Below are 16,213 nucleotides of genomic sequence, written 5' to 3'. Positions count from 1 at the left end.
TTCGATGCGGGTCGGATTCTTGCTCGGGAAGGTTATTGGTCTGACTATTCATCCTGTAAAAGAGTGTTATCAGGATTTATAGCCGATAAAACGTCACTTGAAAATTTAATCGTAATACTATTTGATGGTCGCATCGATTTTGTAGGAGCTGCCGGAGGCTGCGATTTGGCGTTTCCCCAGTATTAGAGCCATCGCAGCCTTCGGCAGCTCCTACGGGCAACACCATAGGCAGGTTTGACAGCCAATCATGTGATGATTAGCCTCGGGTCGCGGAAATGACCGCGTGGTGAGGCGCAGCACATGAGTAGTAATTTTCATGCGTCCACAGTCGATTGGCTGGGGGCGTGGATCGCGGCGGGCAATGTGCGGCCGGGTCAGGTGTTGAAAGTCGAAGCGGTATTGGCTGAAGAGTTAGGCGTCAGCCGTACGGTGATCCGCGAGGCGATCAAAACCCTGGTTGCCAAGGGCCTGCTGGAAGTAGGGCCCAAGGTGGGCACCCGGGTTTTGCCGTTGCGTAGCTGGAATCTGTTCGACCCGCAGGTTGTGAGCTGGCTGGCACGCAAGGGATTGCCAGAAGATTTTGTGAAGGACCTGCTGGATTTGCGCAGGACCATCGAGCCCATGGCGGTGCGTTGGGCGTGCGAGCGGGCCAGCGCCGAGCAGATCAGCGAGATTCAGTTGGCGTATGCAGCATTGGCAGAATCGGTGGCGGACATGGGCGACTACAACCTGGCCGACCGACGCCTCCATGAAGCGGTTCTGGCGGCCAGCCATAACCGGTTCATTGAGCAAATGCTGCCTGCGCTGGGTGCCTTGTTGGCGGTGTCCTTCGAGGTGTCGTCGGCGGTGCCGGGCGAATTGGGTAAAACCTTGCCACTGCACAAGGATCTCGCCGACGCGATTGCCAGTCGTGATGCGGCGCGGGGCGTGTGGGCTTGCATGACCTTGATCGAGCAGGCTGCCGGGGTCATTGCCGAATCGTTTGCCCGCCAGGCTTTGGCGTCAAACAGCTTCACCGACTAACGTTGTACTGATAACCGAACACCCTGAAGCACCTATAAGAAGCACCTAAAAAAACAAGAACAAAGGACATTTTCATATGCAATGGCTGCCTGTTTCAGCGCACCGTTTCATGCTGGGCGAAGGCTCGTTCTGGGATGCAGAAACCCAGACCCTGTACTGGGTCGACATCGCGGCCCGATTGGCTTGCCGCCTGTTCGAAGAGCAGTATCAGCAATGGCATTTGCCCGAGCCTGTCTCGTCGTTCATTCCCACTCGCCGGGGCGACGCACTGGTGACACTGGCCAGCGGCGTCTACCGTCTTGATCTGGATTCTCCGGGCTACACACCAAACCTGACGCTGTTGTGCAAGGCCGACCCGGTTGTCGGTAATCGCGCCAATGAAGCCCGTTGCGATGCTCAAGGTCGCTTGTGGCTGGGCACCATGCAAAACAATCTCGACGAGGAGGGCGGTGATCTGCCGATCACCCGACGCTCGGGCGGTTTATTCAGAATTGACGCCGATGGCGCAGTCAAGCCTTTGCTTGAAGGCCAGGGCATCGTCAACACCTTGGTATGGAATTCCAGGAGCGATGAGCTCTACAGCGCGGACAGTCTTGATGGCGTGATCTATCGCTACCCGATTCTTGCCAATGGAGAACTTGCATCGCGCTCGATCTGGGCCGCCGAACATGCTCGCGGCGTGCCGGACGGCTCGGCGATGGACGTCGAAGGCTACGTGTGGAACGCCCGTTGGGGTGGTAGCTGCCTGATCCGCTTTGCGCCGGACGGCAGCGTTGACCGGATCGTCGAACTGCCAGTCAGTCATCCCACCAGCTGCGTGTTTGGCGGTCCAGACATGACCACACTGTATGTCACCAGCGCGGAGCCGGGCGACGCTCATGGTCAATTCGACGGTGCACTGTTGGCGACGGATGTTGGCATTCAGGGTTTGCCGTCGACGCGTTTTGCGGGCTGACCGTTGGTGGGTCCAAGGCTGGTTTCATTAACTGAAAAGGAGCGTTCCATGTTGGTGCTTTAGCATGCGTGACACTAGGTTACATTCCGGTCATTGATAATATGATATGACTGTTTTGTTCTTGTTTTGATGTCGATCCAGATTCCCTTCGGGTGCGGATGACCTCAACACAACTCATCGCTGGACGCTGTAGCTATTCAATAAAAATAAGGAGTTAGCTATGTTGAGTCGTCATGGGATCCGTTCCCTTTGCTGTGCCGCTGTTGCCACTGCTGTGCTGGGTCTGTCGGGTGGTGTATCTGCCGCTGACAAAGTCAAAATCGGCTTCCTCGTCAAACAGGCCGAAGAGCCGTGGTTTCAAACCGAATGGGCCTTTGCTGAGAAAGCTGGCAAGGACCATGGTTTTGAAGTGATCAAAATTGCCGTGCCTGACGGTGAAAAGACCCTTTCCGCTATCGATAGCCTGGCCGCCAACGGTGCCAAAGGCTTCGTCATCTGCCCACCCGACGTATCCCTTGGCCCTGCCATTGTTGCCAAGGCCAAAGCCAACGGCCTGAAAGTCATGGCCGTGGATGATCGATTTGTCGACGCCAGTGGCAAGTTCATGGAGGACGTCCCGTACCTGGGCATGGCCGCGTTCGAAGTCGGCCAGAAACAGGGCGAAGCCATGGCCGCCGAAGCGAAGAATCGTAACTGGGACTGGAAAGAAACCTACGCCATTATCAACACCTACAACGAACTCGATACCGGCAAGAAGCGTACCGACGGTTCGGTAGATGCATTGAAGAAAGCGGGCTTCCCGGAAGACCACATCCTGTTCACTGCGCAAAAGACCCTCGATGTACCTGGCAGCATGGAGTCCACCAACTCGGCATTGCCTAAGCTGCCTGCCGCTGCGAAGAACCTGATCATCGGCGGCATGAACGACAACACCGTTCTGGGTGGTGTGCGTGCAACGGCCGGCGCGGGCTTCAAGCCTGCCAATGTGATCGGCATTGGTATCAACGGCACTGACGCCATCGATGAATTGAAGAAGAAGGAAAGCGGCTTCTTCGGTTCGATGCTGCCAAGCCCGGATAAAGAGGGCTACAACACTGCGCTGCAGATGTACAAGTGGGTGACCACCGGCGAAGAGCCTCCTAAATACACGGCAATGGATGACGTGACACTGATTACCCGGGCGAACTTCCAGGAAGTGCTGACCAAGATTGGTCTCTGGAAGTAAAAACGGCGTGAGGTTCGCGTTTTGCGTTCCTCGTGCTGAACTGTCTCGCACTACGGGACCCTGTAGGAGTGAGCTTGCTCGCGATGGCGGTGTATCAGCGAATAAATTATCGCCTGACCCGGCGCCATCGCAAGCAAGCTAGCTCCTACAGGAATGGTGTTCGATCCTGATAATGGGAGGTTTCATGCAATCGCAAGCTACTGTCAAATCCGCCTCACAGCCTGTACCCGCAGGCAGCCTGCGCTTTAACGGCATCGGCAAGACCTTTCCCGGCGTGCGCGCACTGTCGGAGATTAACTTTGAAGCACGTCCCGGCAGCGTTCATGCGCTGATGGGCGAGAACGGAGCGGGCAAGTCCACGCTCCTGAAAATACTGGGCGGCTCTTATCAGCCGAGCAGCGGCAACTTGTCGATTGGTGACCAGGCGTACACCTTCAAATCCACCGCCGACAGCATTGCCGCAGGTGTCGCAGTCATTCACCAGGAACTGCAACTGGTACCTGAGATGTCTGTCGCCGAGAACCTGCTGCTGGGCCACATGCCAAGCCGCTGGGGCATGGTGAACCGCCGCGCCATGTTGCGTCAGGCGCGGGAGCTGCTCAAAGGGCTGGCCGACGAGATTGATCCGTCGACCCGGCTTGGCGACTTGTCTCTTGGCCAACGGCAACTGGTGGAAATCGCCAAGGCCATGTCACGTAACGCCCATGTCATTGCGTTCGATGAGCCCACCAGCAGTCTGTCGGCACGGGAAATCGATCGCTTGATGGCAATCATCGTCAAGCTGCGGGACGAAGGCCGGGTGATCCTTTATGTGTCCCATCGCATGGAAGAAATCTTCCGTGTTTGCGATGCCGTCACGGTGTTCAAGGACGGGCGCTTCGTGCGCACCTTCGAAGATATGGCTGAGCTGGACCACGACCGGTTGGTGACCTGCATGGTCGGTCGCGATATTCAGGACATCTACAACTATCGGCCGCGACAGCATCAAGGGCCAGGCTTGCGGGTCACTGGATTGCTTGGGCCGGGTTTGCAGGAACCGGTGACGTTCGCCGTGCAAAAAGGCGAAGTGCTGGGCTTCTTTGGATTGGTGGGGGCTGGTCGTACCGAGATGTTCCGCATGTTGTCGGGCCTGACGCGCAGCAAGTCCGGCACGTTGCAGATCGACGGCAAGAACCTCGAACTGCGTTCCCCTCGTGATGCGATTGCCGCCGGAATCCTGCTATGCCCAGAAGACCGCAAGAAAGAAGGCATCGTGCCGCTCTCCAGCGTTGCCGAAAACATCAACATTGGTGCGCGTCCACGCCACGTGACGATGGGCTGCCTGATTCAGGGCCGCTGGGAGAAGAGCAACGCCAAACACCAGATTCAGGCGATGAACGTCAAAACGCCTTCGCCGGATCAGCAGATGCTGTTTCTCTCCGGGGGCAATCAACAGAAGGCGATTCTCGGTCGCTGGCTGTCGATGCCCATGAAAGTCCTGCTGCTGGATGAGCCGACGCGAGGCATCGATATCGGCGCCAAGTCCGAGATTTACCAGATCATCCATAACCTGGCGGCCGACGGTATTGCGGTGATTGTAGTGTCCAGTGACTTGATGGAAGTCATGGGTATTGCCGACCGGATTCTGGTCATGAGCGAAGGCGCGATCACCGGCGAGCTGAATCGCGATGATGCGAATGAAGCGCGTCTGTTGCAACTGGCATTGCCGCGAACCCGTGTCTGACACGGACCCGCTACGTGAAGCACAAGCAGAAAAACAAGAATGAAAAACAAGAATGAAAAACAAGAAAGAGGTGCGTATGTCTACCGAATCCAGTCTGACGGCTCCACGTCAGGGCCTTAACGTGCGTCGTTTCATTGATGACTGGGCGATGCTGATGGCCGCCGTGGGCATCTTTGTGCTCTGCACACTCCTCATCGACAACTTCATGTCACCCCTGAACATGCGTGGTCTGGGGCTGGCAATTTCCACCGTTGGCATCGCTGCCTGCACGATGTTGTTTTGCCTGGCATCCGGGCATTTCGACCTGTCGGTGGGCTCGGTGCTGGCTTGCTCGGGGGTGATTGCCGGGATCGTGATTCGCGATACGGACAGCCTGTTTCTCGGTATATCCGCCGCGTTGGCCATGGGCCTGGTGGTAGGGCTGATCAACGGCATTGTGATTGCCAAGCTGCGCATCAACGCGCTGATCGCGACATTGGCGACGATGCAGATTGTTCGTGGCCTTGCGTATATCTTTTCCAATGGCAAGGCGGTGGGCGTTTCCAACGAAGACTTCTTCGTGTTCGGTAACGGCCAGCTGTACGGTGTTCCGGTGCCCATTCTGATCACCATCGTGTGTTTTGCATTTTTTGGCTGGTTGTTGAATTACACAACTTACGGCCGTAATTCCCTTGCGATCGGCGGCAACCAGGAAGCGGCGTTGCTGGCCGGTGTGCATGTGGATCGCACCAAGATCATTATCTTCGCGGTGCATGGTTTGATCGGTGCGCTGGCGGGCGTGGTGTTGGCGTCGCGGATGACGTCTGGTCAGCCAATGATCGGGCAGGGCTTTGAGCTGACGGTAATTTCCGCTTGCGTGCTGGGCGGGGTGTCGCTGAGCGGCGGGATTGGCATGATCCGCCATGTGATTGCCGGGGTGTTGATTCTGGCAATCATCGAGAATGCGATGAACCTGAAGAATATCGATACGTTTTATCAGTACGTGATCCGCGGATCGATCCTGTTGCTGGCGGTGATCATTGACCGGATGAAGCGGCGCTGAGGTGTCGGGTGGACTTCTTGAGAGGTCATTTCAGGAAAGATTTTTAGCGCCTGAATCGTCCGGATGCGGCCCAGACCAAGCACCGCTCCCACAGGGGGAGTGCGATCTAATGTGGGAGCGGTGCCTGCCCGCGATTTGGGCGCCGCAAAACCAGGCACACACCGCAAACTCAACAAATAAAGTTGGCGCTCCCGCCTGAACTACTTAGAATGATTCTCATTTTAAGTAGTGACTCACAGTGAGCGGTTGACGATGAGGGAAGCAGCGGGGCCGTTGGAGCCCACCCTGGAAAGTTTCTACCGCGATCATCGCAGTTGGCTGGAAAGCTGGCTGCGCGGTCGCCTTGGCAATGCATGGGATGCTGCCGATTTGAGTCAGGATACGTTCGTCAAGGTACTGGCCAGCCAGCACAGCGAACCACTGAGCTCATTGCGTGAGCCACGGGCCTACCTGTTGACGGTGGGCAAGCGCTTGCTGATCAACCATTACCAACGTCGCAGCGTCGAGCAGGCCTACCTCCAGGCGCTCGCGACGCTGCCTGAACACGTGATTCCCTCACCCGAGCAGCGCTGGGTCTTGCTGGAAACCCTGCAGGCACTGGATGAACTGCTCGACGCGCTGCCGGTGCCGGTGCGCCGTGCGTTTCTCTGGGCGCAACTGGAAGGTCTCAATTACGCACAGATTGCGGAGCGCTTGCAGGTCTGCGAGCGAACGGTAAAACGCTATATGGCTCAGGCTTACACCCATTGCCTGATGGTTGAGCTATGAGCGGCGCGGTGCCGTCCCGGCAGATTGCCGAAGACGCAGCGGATTTCCTCGTCCTGCTGGAATCCGGCAGCGCCAATGCCGAGGACCGGGCGCGCTTGCAGCGTTGGCGTGAGCAGTCCACTCATCACGAACAGACCTGGCAAAAAGCCCAAGGCCTGCGCCAGCGGTTTGCCGGGCTGCCCCCCGAGTTGGCGATGGCCAGTCTGGACCGACCGGATTCGGGGCGTCGCGCGGTGCTCAAACGCGCCCTGATCGTTGCCGCGCTACTGCCTGCGGGGTGGATGCTCGCCCAGCAGGCACCGGTCGCCGCCTGGCGGGCCGATCTGCGTACAGCCTCGGGCGAGCGCCGTGATCTGCGTTTGCCGGATGGCAGTTTGCTGCAACTGGACACTGCCTCAGCGTTAGACATGGATCTGGAGCAGGGCAGGCGTTTGCTGTCGCTGATCGAGGGCGAGATGGCGCTGAACCTCGCCAACAACGTCCCGGCGATGACCATCAATACCGCTCAAGGGCAGGTGTTGGCCGTAGGTGCGGAGTTGTGTATCCGTCAGTACGGGCAGAGCTGTCAGGTTTCTGTGTGGCGCGGTACGGTGGAACTCACCCCGCATCAGGGACACTCGATGAGATTGCAGGCGGGCCAGCGCGCCACCATGAGCGCCGAATCAATTACCTCTGTGCAGCCTTTTGATACCCGTCAACCGGGTTGGCGTCCGGGCGTGGTCAGTGTTGAAAATCAGCCGCTGGGCCGTTTTCTGGAGGAGCTCAGTCGCTATCGTCCAGGCATTCTGCGTTGGGAGCCTGCACTGGAGTCGCTGAAGGTCACCGGCACCTTCCGCCTCGATGACACTGACAAGATTCTGTTCCTGCTCGCCGCCAGCCTGCCTCTGCAAGTACAAACCCGGACGCGGTATTGGGTGACGCTAACCGCGCGCCAGGTTGCAGCGTGAATTGGAAGACTGGTCCTTACAGGCGTTGTGCAGCAAACACAGGACCTGTAGGAGCTGCCGAAGGCTGCGATCGCGGTGTGTCAGCATAAATGCTTCGCAGCCTTCGGCAGCTCCTACAAAAATGCATTTCAATCCAGCAGTTTGCATGTTGTTTGATGAGTGAGGTGTTTCAACTCAGTGGTTTGCAACAACTGCTGTCACGCACGATCAGCACTGCCGGGAACCGATGTGACTGCACCGGTTCACCCGCAATTCGTTGCATCAGGGTCTCAACCGCACGTACGCCCTGGGCGTGCATGCTGGTGCTGATGCTGGTGAGTTGCAGGTGAGCGGCGAGTGGCGTGTCGTTGTAGCCGATGACAGCAATGTCCCGTCCGGCCACCAGGCCGCGATTGCGCAGGGCACCGAACAAGCCGATGGCCAGGAAATCGTTGACGGCAAAAATCGCCGTCGGCGGGTGTTCCAGGCTTAGCAAATATTCGCCGGTACTGAAACCGACCTGGCTGTCGAACTGGCCGGGGATGATGTACTCACGCGCAATGTCGATGCCGCGCTCGCGGTAATACTCGACGAAGCTGGCAGTGCGTTCGCTGGAGTTGCTGCTGTGCACTTCACCGGCGATCACTGCAACTCTCGTATGACCCTGCGCAAATAAATGTTCGGCAGCGAGACGACCACCCATTTCGTCGTCCGACGTGACCGAGCAATGCTGACCGCGTCGGCGGCTGACCAGCACGAAGGGCACCTGCCGTTCCGCCAGTTCCTCTAGAAACCCGGGCGCCGCAGTGCAGTGCACATCGCTGATGATCAAACCTTCGACATTGCGCGCCAGGGCACGCTCTGCCAGTTCCCGTTGGCGTTCCGGACGGTCGAAGGTGTTGGCAACGAATGAGGTATAGCGTCGCGCGCTGGCGGTTTCGTCGATGCCTTCATAGACCGTGGCCAGTACGAGGTCGGAAAGCCTGGGAACCAGAATCGCTATCTCGCGGCTGTGCCGGGTTTTCAGGGTGCGGGCGTGGGTGTTGGGTTGGTAATCAAGGCTGGCGGCAAGGGCGCGAATGCGCTCAATAGTGTCTTTGGACGCGGCCCTGCCTGCATGGTCAAGGGTGCCGTTGAGCACCCGTGAGACCGTCGAGACATGAACGTTGAGCTGCTGGGCAATACCGCGAAGTGTGGCGGGACGTCTGTTCATGGAGCGGGCCTCATAACGCGTATTTCGCCGACGGTTCTGCGCGGCCTGGCCTGTGCCGTCATGGGAGCAGGGCAGTTGCGCCAGCATGGAGCGCTGCGTACCAAAAGATTGCATGAACCGCCGCGCAACACTACCCAAACGTTTGGGTAGAATTTTCCAGCGATTTTTAATGTGTTGTAACTGGCTGAAAATACTAGACTTTCCATGCAGGGCTCGCTGGAAAGGATTTCCAGATAAAAAAGTTGGTATGCCCATTGCGTTGCACCTGTCAGCTCTCCTTACCTGGACTGATGGGAAACTCGCCATGACGCACGCTTCAGTAACCCGCGCACGTAGTTTTACCCGACTGGCACTGGCCTGCTCGGTAGCGATCGGTGCCTTGTCGCCTCTGGCCGCGATGGCCGATAGCACCTTGCGGATTGCCATGACTGCAGCGGACATTCCGCTGACTCATGGTCAGCCGGATCAGGGGTATGAAGGCAACCGTTTTACCGGGATCACTCTTTTTGACTCGCTGGTTGAGTGGGATCTGTCCCAGAGCGAGAAGCCCAGCGCCTTGGTGCCGGGGCTTGCCACCGAGTGGGCGGTCAATCCTGATGATCACACCAAGTGGATCTTCAAGCTGCGCCCCGGCGTCAAGTTCCACGATGGCTCGGCTTTCAACGCTGATGCAGTGGTCTGGAACGTCAATAAGGTCCTCGACAAACAGGCCCCGCAATATGCCCCTGGGCAGATTGGCGTGACCGTATCCCGCATGCCGACCCTGCGCAGCGCGAAGAAGATCGATGATCTGACCGTCGAGCTGACCACCAGCGAGCCGGATGCAGTGCTGCCGTACAACCTGACCAACCTGTTCATGGCTTCGCCCGTGGCCTGGCAGAAGGATTTCGATGCTGTGCCAGCCACTACAACGGATCCCGCCGAGCGTTCCAAGCAAGCCTGGACCGCGTTCGCCAGCCACTCTTCGGGCACCGGTCCGTTCAAGATGAACCGTATGGTGCCGCGTCAGGTTCTGGTGCTGGACAAGAACCCGGATTATTGGGATCCCAAGCGTGTGCCCAAGGTTGATCGCGTCGAGTTGATCCCGTTGCCAGAAGCCAACGCTCGTACCGCGGCGCTGTTGTCCGGCCAGGTGGACTGGATTGAGGCACCGGCGCCGGATGCCATGGACCAGATCAAAAGCAAGGATTTCAAGATTTACTCGAACGCTCAGCCGCACCTGTGGCCATGGCAGTTCTCCTTCGCGCCGGGTTCGCCCTGGCTGGACAAGCGTGTCCGTCAGGCTGCCAACCTGTGTCTGGACCGCAGTGAGCTGAAGGCTTATCTGGGCGGCTATATGCAGGAAGCCACCGGCACGTACGAGAAGGATTCGCCGTGGTACGGCAACCCGTCCTTCAAGATCAAATACGATCAGGAGGCCGCGCAGAAACTCATGACCGAGGCGGGCTACAGCAAGACGAAACCGATCAAGGTCAAGGTGCTGACCTCGGCATCCGGGTCTGGGCAAATGCAGCCATTGCCCATGAACGAATACATTCAGCAGAGCCTCAAGGGCTGTTACTTCGACGTAGAAATCGCGGTCACTGAGTGGAACACCCTGTTCAGTGGCTGGCGTCTGGGGGCCAAGGATCCTGCGGCGCAAGGCGCCAATGCGATCAACGTCAGCGCGGCTGTGATGGACCCATACTTCGGCATGGTGCGCTTCGCCAGCGAGAAGGCATTCCCGCCGGTCTCCAATAACTGGGGGTATTTCGCCAACCCGGAAGTCGAGAAGTTGATCACCACGGTGCGCAATTCCTTCGACCCCAAGGCGCTGGATGAAGCGGCTGGCAAGCTCAACGCGGCCATCGTTGATGAGGCTCCGTTCCTGTACGTGGCGCACGACGTAGGACCACGCGCCATTTCGCCAAAAATCAAAGGCGTGGTCCCGGCGCAGAGCTGGTTCATCGACCTGACGCTGGTCTCCAAACAGGACTGAGAAGCCTGAGACCTTCAGCCGGTCCTACAGGATTGCGCAGAACCTGTGGGAGCGGTGCTTGCCCGCGATAAGGCTGGACGCGATCTAAAGCGAAATCGCATCCAGCCTTATCGCGAGCAAGCGCTGCTCCCACATAAAAACCGTGTGAGGCGACCTTATGCTTTCCTATATCTTGCGTCGCATTCTACTGGCGACGCCTATTTTGCTGGGCGTGGCGCTGGTGTGTTTCATGCTCGTGCAAATGGCTCCTGGCGATCCGCTGGTTTCGGTGATGCCACCGGATGCATCCGAGGCACTGCGTACGCAGTTGATCCAGGCTTATGGTTTCGACAAACCGCTGCCGGTGCAGTTTGGCCTGTGGCTATGGCATGCGGTTCAGGGTGATCTCGGAATGTCCATTGCCAGCGGCCGTCCGGTCACTGCTGAAGTCATGGGCGCCGTGGGTTATTCCTTGCGGCTGGCATTGCTGGCGACCCTGATTGGCTTCGTCCTTGGCAGCCTGTTTGGCTTCGTGGGCGGTTATTTTCAGGACAGCTGGCTTGATCGAGTGGCATCGGCCATTTCTGCGGTGGGCGTCAGCGTTCCGCATTACTGGCTCGGCATGTTGATGGTGATCATCTTTTCTTCACAATTGGGCTGGCTGCCCGCGACCGGCGGCGGGCCGCTGGGGCAGGCCGCGTGGGCATGGGACTGGGCGCATTTGCAGTTCATGATTCTCCCGGCGATTACCTTGTCGGTCATCCCCACCGGAATCATCGCCCGCACCGTGCGCGCTCAGGTAGCGGAAACCCTCGCTCAGGAATTCATCATCGGCTTGCGCGCCAAGGGCCTGAGTGAATGGGGTCTGTTCCGTCACGTAGTGAAGAACGCAGCGCCCACCGCGATGGCGGTGATGGGCTTGCAGATCGGTTACTTGATGGGCGGCTCTATTCTGGTGGAGACCGTGTTCGCCTGGCCCGGCACCGGCTTGCTGCTCAACTCCGCGATCTTTCAGCGCGACTTGCCGTTGCTGCAGGGCACGATCTGGGTCCTGGCCTTGTTTTTCGTGGCACTCAATCTGCTGGTGGACATCCTGCAGACGTTGCTCGATCCACGTATCAAAAGGGGCTGAGCATGAACCTGTCGATATTGCGGCCGGCCACGCCGGTCATTGCCCCCGTCGAAAGCTCGCCGGGCTACTGGAGTGAAGTGTTTGGTCGCGTGCGCCGCGATCCGGTGGCGTTGTTCGTGGGCACGATCATTTTCGTGTTGCTGCTGCTGGCCGTGTTCGGGCCATGGATCGTTCCAGGAGACGCGTTTACCACCTCCATGTTCAAACGCCTGAAGCCAATCGGCACCGAAGGCTTTCCTCTGGGCACCGATGAATTGGGCCGTGATCTGCTCTCGCGTCTCATGCTGGGTGCGCGCTTGTCGTTGTTCATGGGCATCACGCCGGTGATCTTCGCCTTTTTCATCGGTGGTGCGATCGGGGTTATTGCCGGTTACTTCGGTGGCTGGCTGAACAGCCTGATCATGCGCACCGTGGATGTGTTCTACGCATTCCCGTCGGTGCTGCTGGCGATCGCTTTCTCGGGAGCGTTGGGCGCCGGGGTCAACAACGCCTTGCTGTCACTGACGCTGGTGTTCGTGCCGCAAGTGGCGCGGATCGCTGAGAGCGTCACCACTCAGGTGCGCAACCGGGATTACATCGAAGCGGCGCGTGCCTCGGGGGCGGGTTCATTCACGATTATTCGCACTCAGGTGTTGGGCAATGTGCTGGGGCCGATTTTCGTGTTCACCACGGGACTGATTTCGGTGTCGATGATCCTCGCTTCGGGCCTGTCGTTTCTCGGGCTGGGCGTCACGCCGCCCGAGCCCGAGTGGGGCCTGATGCTCAATACCCTGCGCACCGCGATCTACACCCAGCCACTGGTTTCGGCCTTGCCGGGAGCGATGATTTTCATCACCTCGATCTCTTTCAACGTGCTCGCCGATCGGTTGCGGGCGGCCATGGCAATCAGGAGCTGACGATGACCAAGCGCGATATTGGCGGTCCAGCGCAGCCACTGCTGAAAGTGGAAAATCTGGTCAAACACTTCCCGGTCAAAGGTGCGTTGGGCAAACGCAGCGTGGTTCGTGCCGTGGATGGCATCAACTTTGTCGTCCACAAGGGCGAAACCCTCGGGGTGGTTGGTGAGTCCGGCTGCGGCAAGTCCACCACGGCGCGGTTGTTGATGCAGTTGATTGAGCACGACAGTGGCGAACTGGTCTTCGACGCCATGAGCGTCGGCGGGCTTCAACTGCCGTTGCGTGACTACCGGCGTCAGGTGCAGATGGTTTTTCAGGACAGCTACTCGTCGCTGAACCCGCGCCTGACCATGGAGCAATCCGTAGCATTCGGTCCGTCCGTACACGGCGTCAGCCAGAAGGATTCACTGCTTCGTGCCAGAGACCTGTTAGGCCGGGTCGGACTGGAACCGACGCGCTTTGCCGGTCGCTACGCCCATGAGCTTTCCGGCGGTCAGCGTCAGCGGGTGAACATTGCCAGGGCACTGGCGGTGGACCCGCGTCTGGTGATCCTCGATGAAGCCGTCTCGGCGCTGGACAAGTCCGTTGAGGCGCAGGTCCTGAACCTGTTGCTGGACCTCAAGGACAGCCTGCAACTCACCTACGTGTTTATCAGTCACGACTTGCATGTGGTGCGCTATTTATCCGACCGGATCATGGTCATGTACCTGGGGGAGATCGTTGAGATCGGCCCCGCAGAAGCCTTGTTCTCGGACGCCCAGCACCCGTACACCCGGGCGTTGCTGACGTCCATGCCATCCATGGATCCGGCCCATCGCACGCTGATATCGCCATTGTCCGGTGATCCGCCCAGCCCGATCGATCCGCCGTCAGGCTGTCGTTTTCACACGCGCTGCCCACACGCAGAAGCGATTTGCGCGCAGACCGCTCCGGTGCTGACGGAGACCGGAGCAGATCATCAGGCGGCATGCCTGATGGTTCAGCCGGGGGCAGGGCACAGTCGCAGTCCGTCGGCGCAGCTGATTCACAGAGGAGCACTGGCATGAGCGAACAACCCATGGTTGCCGTGCGTGACCTCAAGGTCCGTTTCAAGCGAGGTGGACAGACGTTATCAGCGGTCAATGGCGTCAGCCTGGAAGTGGCCAAGGGTGAGGTTCTGGCGCTGATCGGTGAATCCGGTTCGGGCAAGAGCGTCACCTTGCGCGCCCTGATGCGCCTGCATTCCGAGCGCTCGACCACCATCGAGGGACAGATCGACATCGCCGGGCAGAACCTGATGAAGCTGTCCCGCAGCCAGTTGCAAGCGTTGCGCGGGCCGGTGGCTTCAATGATTTTTCAGGAACCGCTGCTGGCGCTTGATCCGGTTTACACCATTGGCCAGCAGATCGTTGAAGCGCTACGGCGTCATCGGCAGATGTCTAAATCTGAAGCCCGCTCGGCGGCACTTGATGCCTTGCGCAGTGTGCGCATTCCCAGCCCCGAGCAGCGTCTGGATGCGTACCCCCACGAGATGTCAGGCGGTATGCGCCAGCGGGCGATGATCGCGTTGGCGCTTGCCTGCAAGCCGCAGGTTTTACTCGCGGACGAGCCGACCACAGCGCTGGACGCCACGGTGCAGATCCAGATTCTGATCCTGCTGCGCGAATTGCAACAGGCACTGGGGCTGTCGATCATCTTCGTGACCCACGACATTGGCGCTGCCGTTGAGGTCGCTGACCGGGTGGCGGTGATGTATGGCGGTCGCATCGTCGAGCAGGCGCCTCTGGCCGAATTGCTTGAAAACCCACGGCACCCCTATACCCAGGTGTTGCTCGGCACGCGCCCCAAAGACGGCCTGCGCAAAGGCGAACGCCTGATCAGCATTCCCGGTGCGCCTCCTGATCTGGCCAATCTGCCGGCAGGGTGCGCCTTTGCCCCACGCTGCCCGCGCGCTACGGATATCTGTCGCATCGAAGTCCCGGCTATCGAGACTATTTTTGCCGAGCACTCCGTGAGCTGCCATCACTGGAATGAGGCCCCCGTTCATACACTTTGTGAGTCCATGACATGACCGATTCTGCGTTTGCTTTCATGCCTTATCCCCACGTTGACGTACCCCGTGCAGCCAGCGGCCCTTTGGCGGGTTACACGTTTGCCGCCAAAGACCTGTTTGACGTAGCGGGTTATCCAACCGGTGGCGGTAACCCCCATGTGTTGGCCATGTCCGGGGTCAAGACACTGACTGCGCCGATCATCCAGCGTCTGCTCGACGCGGGTGCCGAACTGGTGGGCAAGGCGCACACCAATGAAATGGCTTACTCGATGAGTGGCAAAAACGCCCACTACGGCACACCACGCAATGGCGCTGCCCATGACCGGATTCCGGGTGGCTCGTCGTCAGGTTCGGCGTCGGCGGTTTCCAACAACTTGTGTGATTTCGCCATGGGCAGCGACACCGGCGGCTCGGTACGGACCCCGGCCAGCTATTGCGGACTGTTCGGGCTGCGTCCGAGCCATGGTCGGGTGTCGCTGGCGAACACTCAGGCGCTGTGTGAAAGCATGGACACCGCAGGGTATTTTGCCCGTGAGGCCAAAGTGTTCGGTCTGGTCAGTGAGTGTTTGCTGGGTGAGGATCCCGCACCGTTGCCGGATGTGCCAAAAATGGTGATCGGCGAGGCGTTGTTCGGCTTGTTGCCAGCGGCATCGCTGGATGCTCTGGCACCGGCCATCGCCCGCATCACCGAGTGCTGTGGGCCGTTGGAAAAACTGCAAGGTGAGCTGCCTTCGTTGACCGATGCCTATTGGGCGTTCCGTTATATTCAGGGCCGCGAAGCCTGGCAGGCGCAGGGTGAGTTGATTGAACGTGAAGGCCTGGCACTGGGCGCGGATGTCGCGGCACGTTTTGCCTGGTCAAAGGCAGTCACTGACGAGCAGTACAACGACGCCTGTGCGTTGCGCGAACGATTTGCCGCGCACTGGCAAGAACTGCTGGATGATCGCGTACTGGTGATGCCCACCGTCCCGGATATTGCGCCGTTGCTCAGTGCCAGGGATGAAGAGATCGAAGAGACCCGGCGTATTTCCCATCACTTGCTGGCCATTTCCGTACTGTGCCGTACGCCGCAGTTGAGCATGCCGCTGACCATGAAAGACGGAGCCCCGCTGGGCATTTCACTGATGGGCCCGGTGGGCAGTGATCTGAGCCTGGTGAAGCTGGCGGTGAAGATTGCTGGTTACACATCCTGAATCACTAAGGCGCTCGCGGCTAAAGCCGCTCCTACGAATTGCATGTAACCGTAGGAGCGGCTTTAGCCGCGAGGAGGCCCCTTCATATCTACGCTTTTCATCAGACATACCGCCCTCCGGCTGAAGCC

At 58.9% G+C, this 16,213-nt stretch carries 14 protein-coding genes; 13 read left to right on the top strand and 1 reads right to left on the bottom strand.

What is annotated here, in order from left to right:
- Positions 1 to 300 precede the first annotated feature (300 nt).
- From CKW31_RS18175 to CKW31_RS18145, 7 genes are all read left to right on the top strand, one after another.
- Positions 301 to 1,023, top strand: a complete 723-nt coding sequence (locus CKW31_RS18175) for a FadR/GntR family transcriptional regulator (protein ID WP_095098040.1) — start codon at positions 301 to 303, stop codon at positions 1,021 to 1,023.
- Between the two features lie 76 nt (positions 1,024 to 1,099).
- Positions 1,100 to 1,978 (top strand): SMP-30/gluconolactonase/LRE family protein, encoded by an 879-nt coding sequence (locus CKW31_RS18170; protein ID WP_095098037.1) that lies wholly within the window; start codon positions 1,100 to 1,102, stop codon positions 1,976 to 1,978.
- Positions 1,979 to 2,198: 220 nt separating this feature from the next.
- Positions 2,199 to 3,203, top strand: coding sequence for a substrate-binding domain-containing protein (locus CKW31_RS18165; RefSeq protein ID WP_095098034.1), 1,005 nt, complete (start codon positions 2,199 to 2,201; stop codon positions 3,201 to 3,203).
- Between the two features lie 184 nt (positions 3,204 to 3,387).
- Positions 3,388 to 4,926 carry an L-arabinose ABC transporter ATP-binding protein AraG gene (gene araG, locus CKW31_RS18160; protein ID WP_095098031.1) on the top strand — a complete coding sequence of 513 codons (1,539 nt, stop codon included), beginning with the start codon at positions 3,388 to 3,390 and terminating at the stop codon, positions 4,924 to 4,926.
- A 76-nt stretch (positions 4,927 to 5,002) separates the two neighbouring features.
- On the top strand, positions 5,003 to 5,968 hold the full coding sequence (gene araH / locus CKW31_RS18155) for an L-arabinose ABC transporter permease AraH (protein WP_027902022.1): 966 nt from the start codon (positions 5,003 to 5,005) through the stop codon (positions 5,966 to 5,968).
- Between the two features lie 252 nt (positions 5,969 to 6,220).
- The gene (locus tag CKW31_RS18150) at positions 6,221 to 6,736 is read left to right on the top strand and encodes a sigma-70 family RNA polymerase sigma factor (RefSeq protein ID WP_095098028.1); all 516 of its coding nucleotides are present in this window, start codon (positions 6,221 to 6,223) and stop codon (positions 6,734 to 6,736) included.
- The gene (locus CKW31_RS18145; RefSeq protein WP_095098025.1) at positions 6,733 to 7,683 is read left to right on the top strand and encodes a FecR domain-containing protein; all 951 of its coding nucleotides are present in this window, start codon (positions 6,733 to 6,735) and stop codon (positions 7,681 to 7,683) included. The genes CKW31_RS18150 and CKW31_RS18145 overlap by 4 nt, the downstream gene beginning before the upstream one ends.
- Positions 7,684 to 7,852: 169 nt before the next feature.
- On the opposite strand, the gene CKW31_RS18140 is transcribed toward CKW31_RS18145, so the two are convergent.
- Positions 7,853 to 8,989 carry a LacI family DNA-binding transcriptional regulator gene (locus CKW31_RS18140; RefSeq protein WP_256582651.1) on the bottom strand — a complete coding sequence of 379 codons (1,137 nt, stop codon included), beginning with the start codon at positions 8,987 to 8,989 and terminating at the stop codon, positions 7,853 to 7,855.
- 190 nt (positions 8,990 to 9,179) lie between these two features.
- Between CKW31_RS18140 and CKW31_RS18135 the strand changes: the two genes are divergently transcribed.
- From CKW31_RS18135 to CKW31_RS18110, 6 genes are all read left to right on the top strand, one after another.
- Positions 9,180 to 10,853: an ABC transporter substrate-binding protein gene (locus CKW31_RS18135; RefSeq protein WP_095098200.1), complete on the top strand. Its 1,674-nt coding sequence runs from the start codon at positions 9,180 to 9,182 to the stop codon at positions 10,851 to 10,853.
- Between the two features lie 157 nt (positions 10,854 to 11,010).
- Positions 11,011 to 11,964, top strand: coding sequence for an ABC transporter permease (locus CKW31_RS18130; RefSeq protein WP_095098022.1), 954 nt, complete (start codon positions 11,011 to 11,013; stop codon positions 11,962 to 11,964).
- Positions 11,965 to 11,966: 2 nt separating this feature from the next.
- Entirely contained in the window at positions 11,967 to 12,860 is an 894-nt protein-coding gene (locus tag CKW31_RS18125) for an ABC transporter permease (protein ID WP_095098019.1), read from the top strand.
- A 2-nt stretch (positions 12,861 to 12,862) separates the two neighbouring features.
- A complete protein-coding gene (locus tag CKW31_RS18120; protein WP_095098016.1) occupies positions 12,863 to 13,906 on the top strand; it encodes an ABC transporter ATP-binding protein in 1,044 nt (347 codons plus the stop codon).
- On the top strand, positions 13,903 to 14,910 hold the full coding sequence (locus tag CKW31_RS18115) for an ABC transporter ATP-binding protein (RefSeq protein WP_095098013.1): 1,008 nt from the start codon (positions 13,903 to 13,905) through the stop codon (positions 14,908 to 14,910). Before CKW31_RS18120 ends, CKW31_RS18115 begins: the two co-directional genes overlap by 4 nt.
- Positions 14,907 to 16,085, top strand: coding sequence for an amidase (locus CKW31_RS18110; protein WP_095098010.1), 1,179 nt, complete (start codon positions 14,907 to 14,909; stop codon positions 16,083 to 16,085). The genes CKW31_RS18115 and CKW31_RS18110 overlap by 4 nt, the downstream gene beginning before the upstream one ends.
- Positions 16,086 to 16,213 lie beyond the last annotated feature (128 nt).

This window comes from Pseudomonas sp. Irchel 3A5 (genome assembly GCF_900187575.1).
Classification (GTDB): Bacteria; Pseudomonadota; Gammaproteobacteria; order Pseudomonadales; family Pseudomonadaceae; genus Aquipseudomonas; species Aquipseudomonas folii.
This window is presented reverse-complemented; position numbering and strand designations above follow the sequence as displayed.

Excerpts from the sequence above, each read along its gene's own strand:
- CKW31_RS18150 (WP_095098028.1), top strand. The coding sequence starts at position 6,221 with ATGAGGGAAGCAGCGGGGCCGTTGGAGCCCACCCTGGAAAGTTTCTAC.
- araH (WP_027902022.1), top strand. The coding sequence starts at position 5,003 with ATGTCTACCGAATCCAGTCTGACGGCTCCACGTCAGGGCCTTAACGTG.
- CKW31_RS18125 (WP_095098019.1), top strand. The coding sequence starts at position 11,967 with ATGAACCTGTCGATATTGCGGCCGGCCACGCCGGTCATTGCCCCCGTC.
- CKW31_RS18110 (WP_095098010.1), top strand. The coding sequence starts at position 14,907 with ATGACCGATTCTGCGTTTGCTTTCATGCCTTATCCCCACGTTGACGTA.
- CKW31_RS18115 (WP_095098013.1), top strand. The coding sequence starts at position 13,903 with ATGAGCGAACAACCCATGGTTGCCGTGCGTGACCTCAAGGTCCGTTTC.
- CKW31_RS18120 (WP_095098016.1), top strand. The coding sequence starts at position 12,863 with ATGACCAAGCGCGATATTGGCGGTCCAGCGCAGCCACTGCTGAAAGTG.
- CKW31_RS18135 (WP_095098200.1), top strand. The coding sequence starts at position 9,180 with ATGACGCACGCTTCAGTAACCCGCGCACGTAGTTTTACCCGACTGGCA.
- CKW31_RS18145 (WP_095098025.1), top strand. The coding sequence starts at position 6,733 with ATGAGCGGCGCGGTGCCGTCCCGGCAGATTGCCGAAGACGCAGCGGAT.
- CKW31_RS18175 (WP_095098040.1), top strand. The coding sequence starts at position 301 with ATGAGTAGTAATTTTCATGCGTCCACAGTCGATTGGCTGGGGGCGTGG.
- CKW31_RS18140 (WP_256582651.1), bottom strand. The coding sequence starts at position 8,989 with ATGCAATCTTTTGGTACGCAGCGCTCCATGCTGGCGCAACTGCCCTGC.
- CKW31_RS18130 (WP_095098022.1), top strand. The coding sequence starts at position 11,011 with ATGCTTTCCTATATCTTGCGTCGCATTCTACTGGCGACGCCTATTTTG.
- araG (WP_095098031.1), top strand. The coding sequence starts at position 3,388 with ATGCAATCGCAAGCTACTGTCAAATCCGCCTCACAGCCTGTACCCGCA.
- CKW31_RS18165 (WP_095098034.1), top strand. The coding sequence starts at position 2,199 with ATGTTGAGTCGTCATGGGATCCGTTCCCTTTGCTGTGCCGCTGTTGCC.
- CKW31_RS18170 (WP_095098037.1), top strand. The coding sequence starts at position 1,100 with ATGCAATGGCTGCCTGTTTCAGCGCACCGTTTCATGCTGGGCGAAGGC.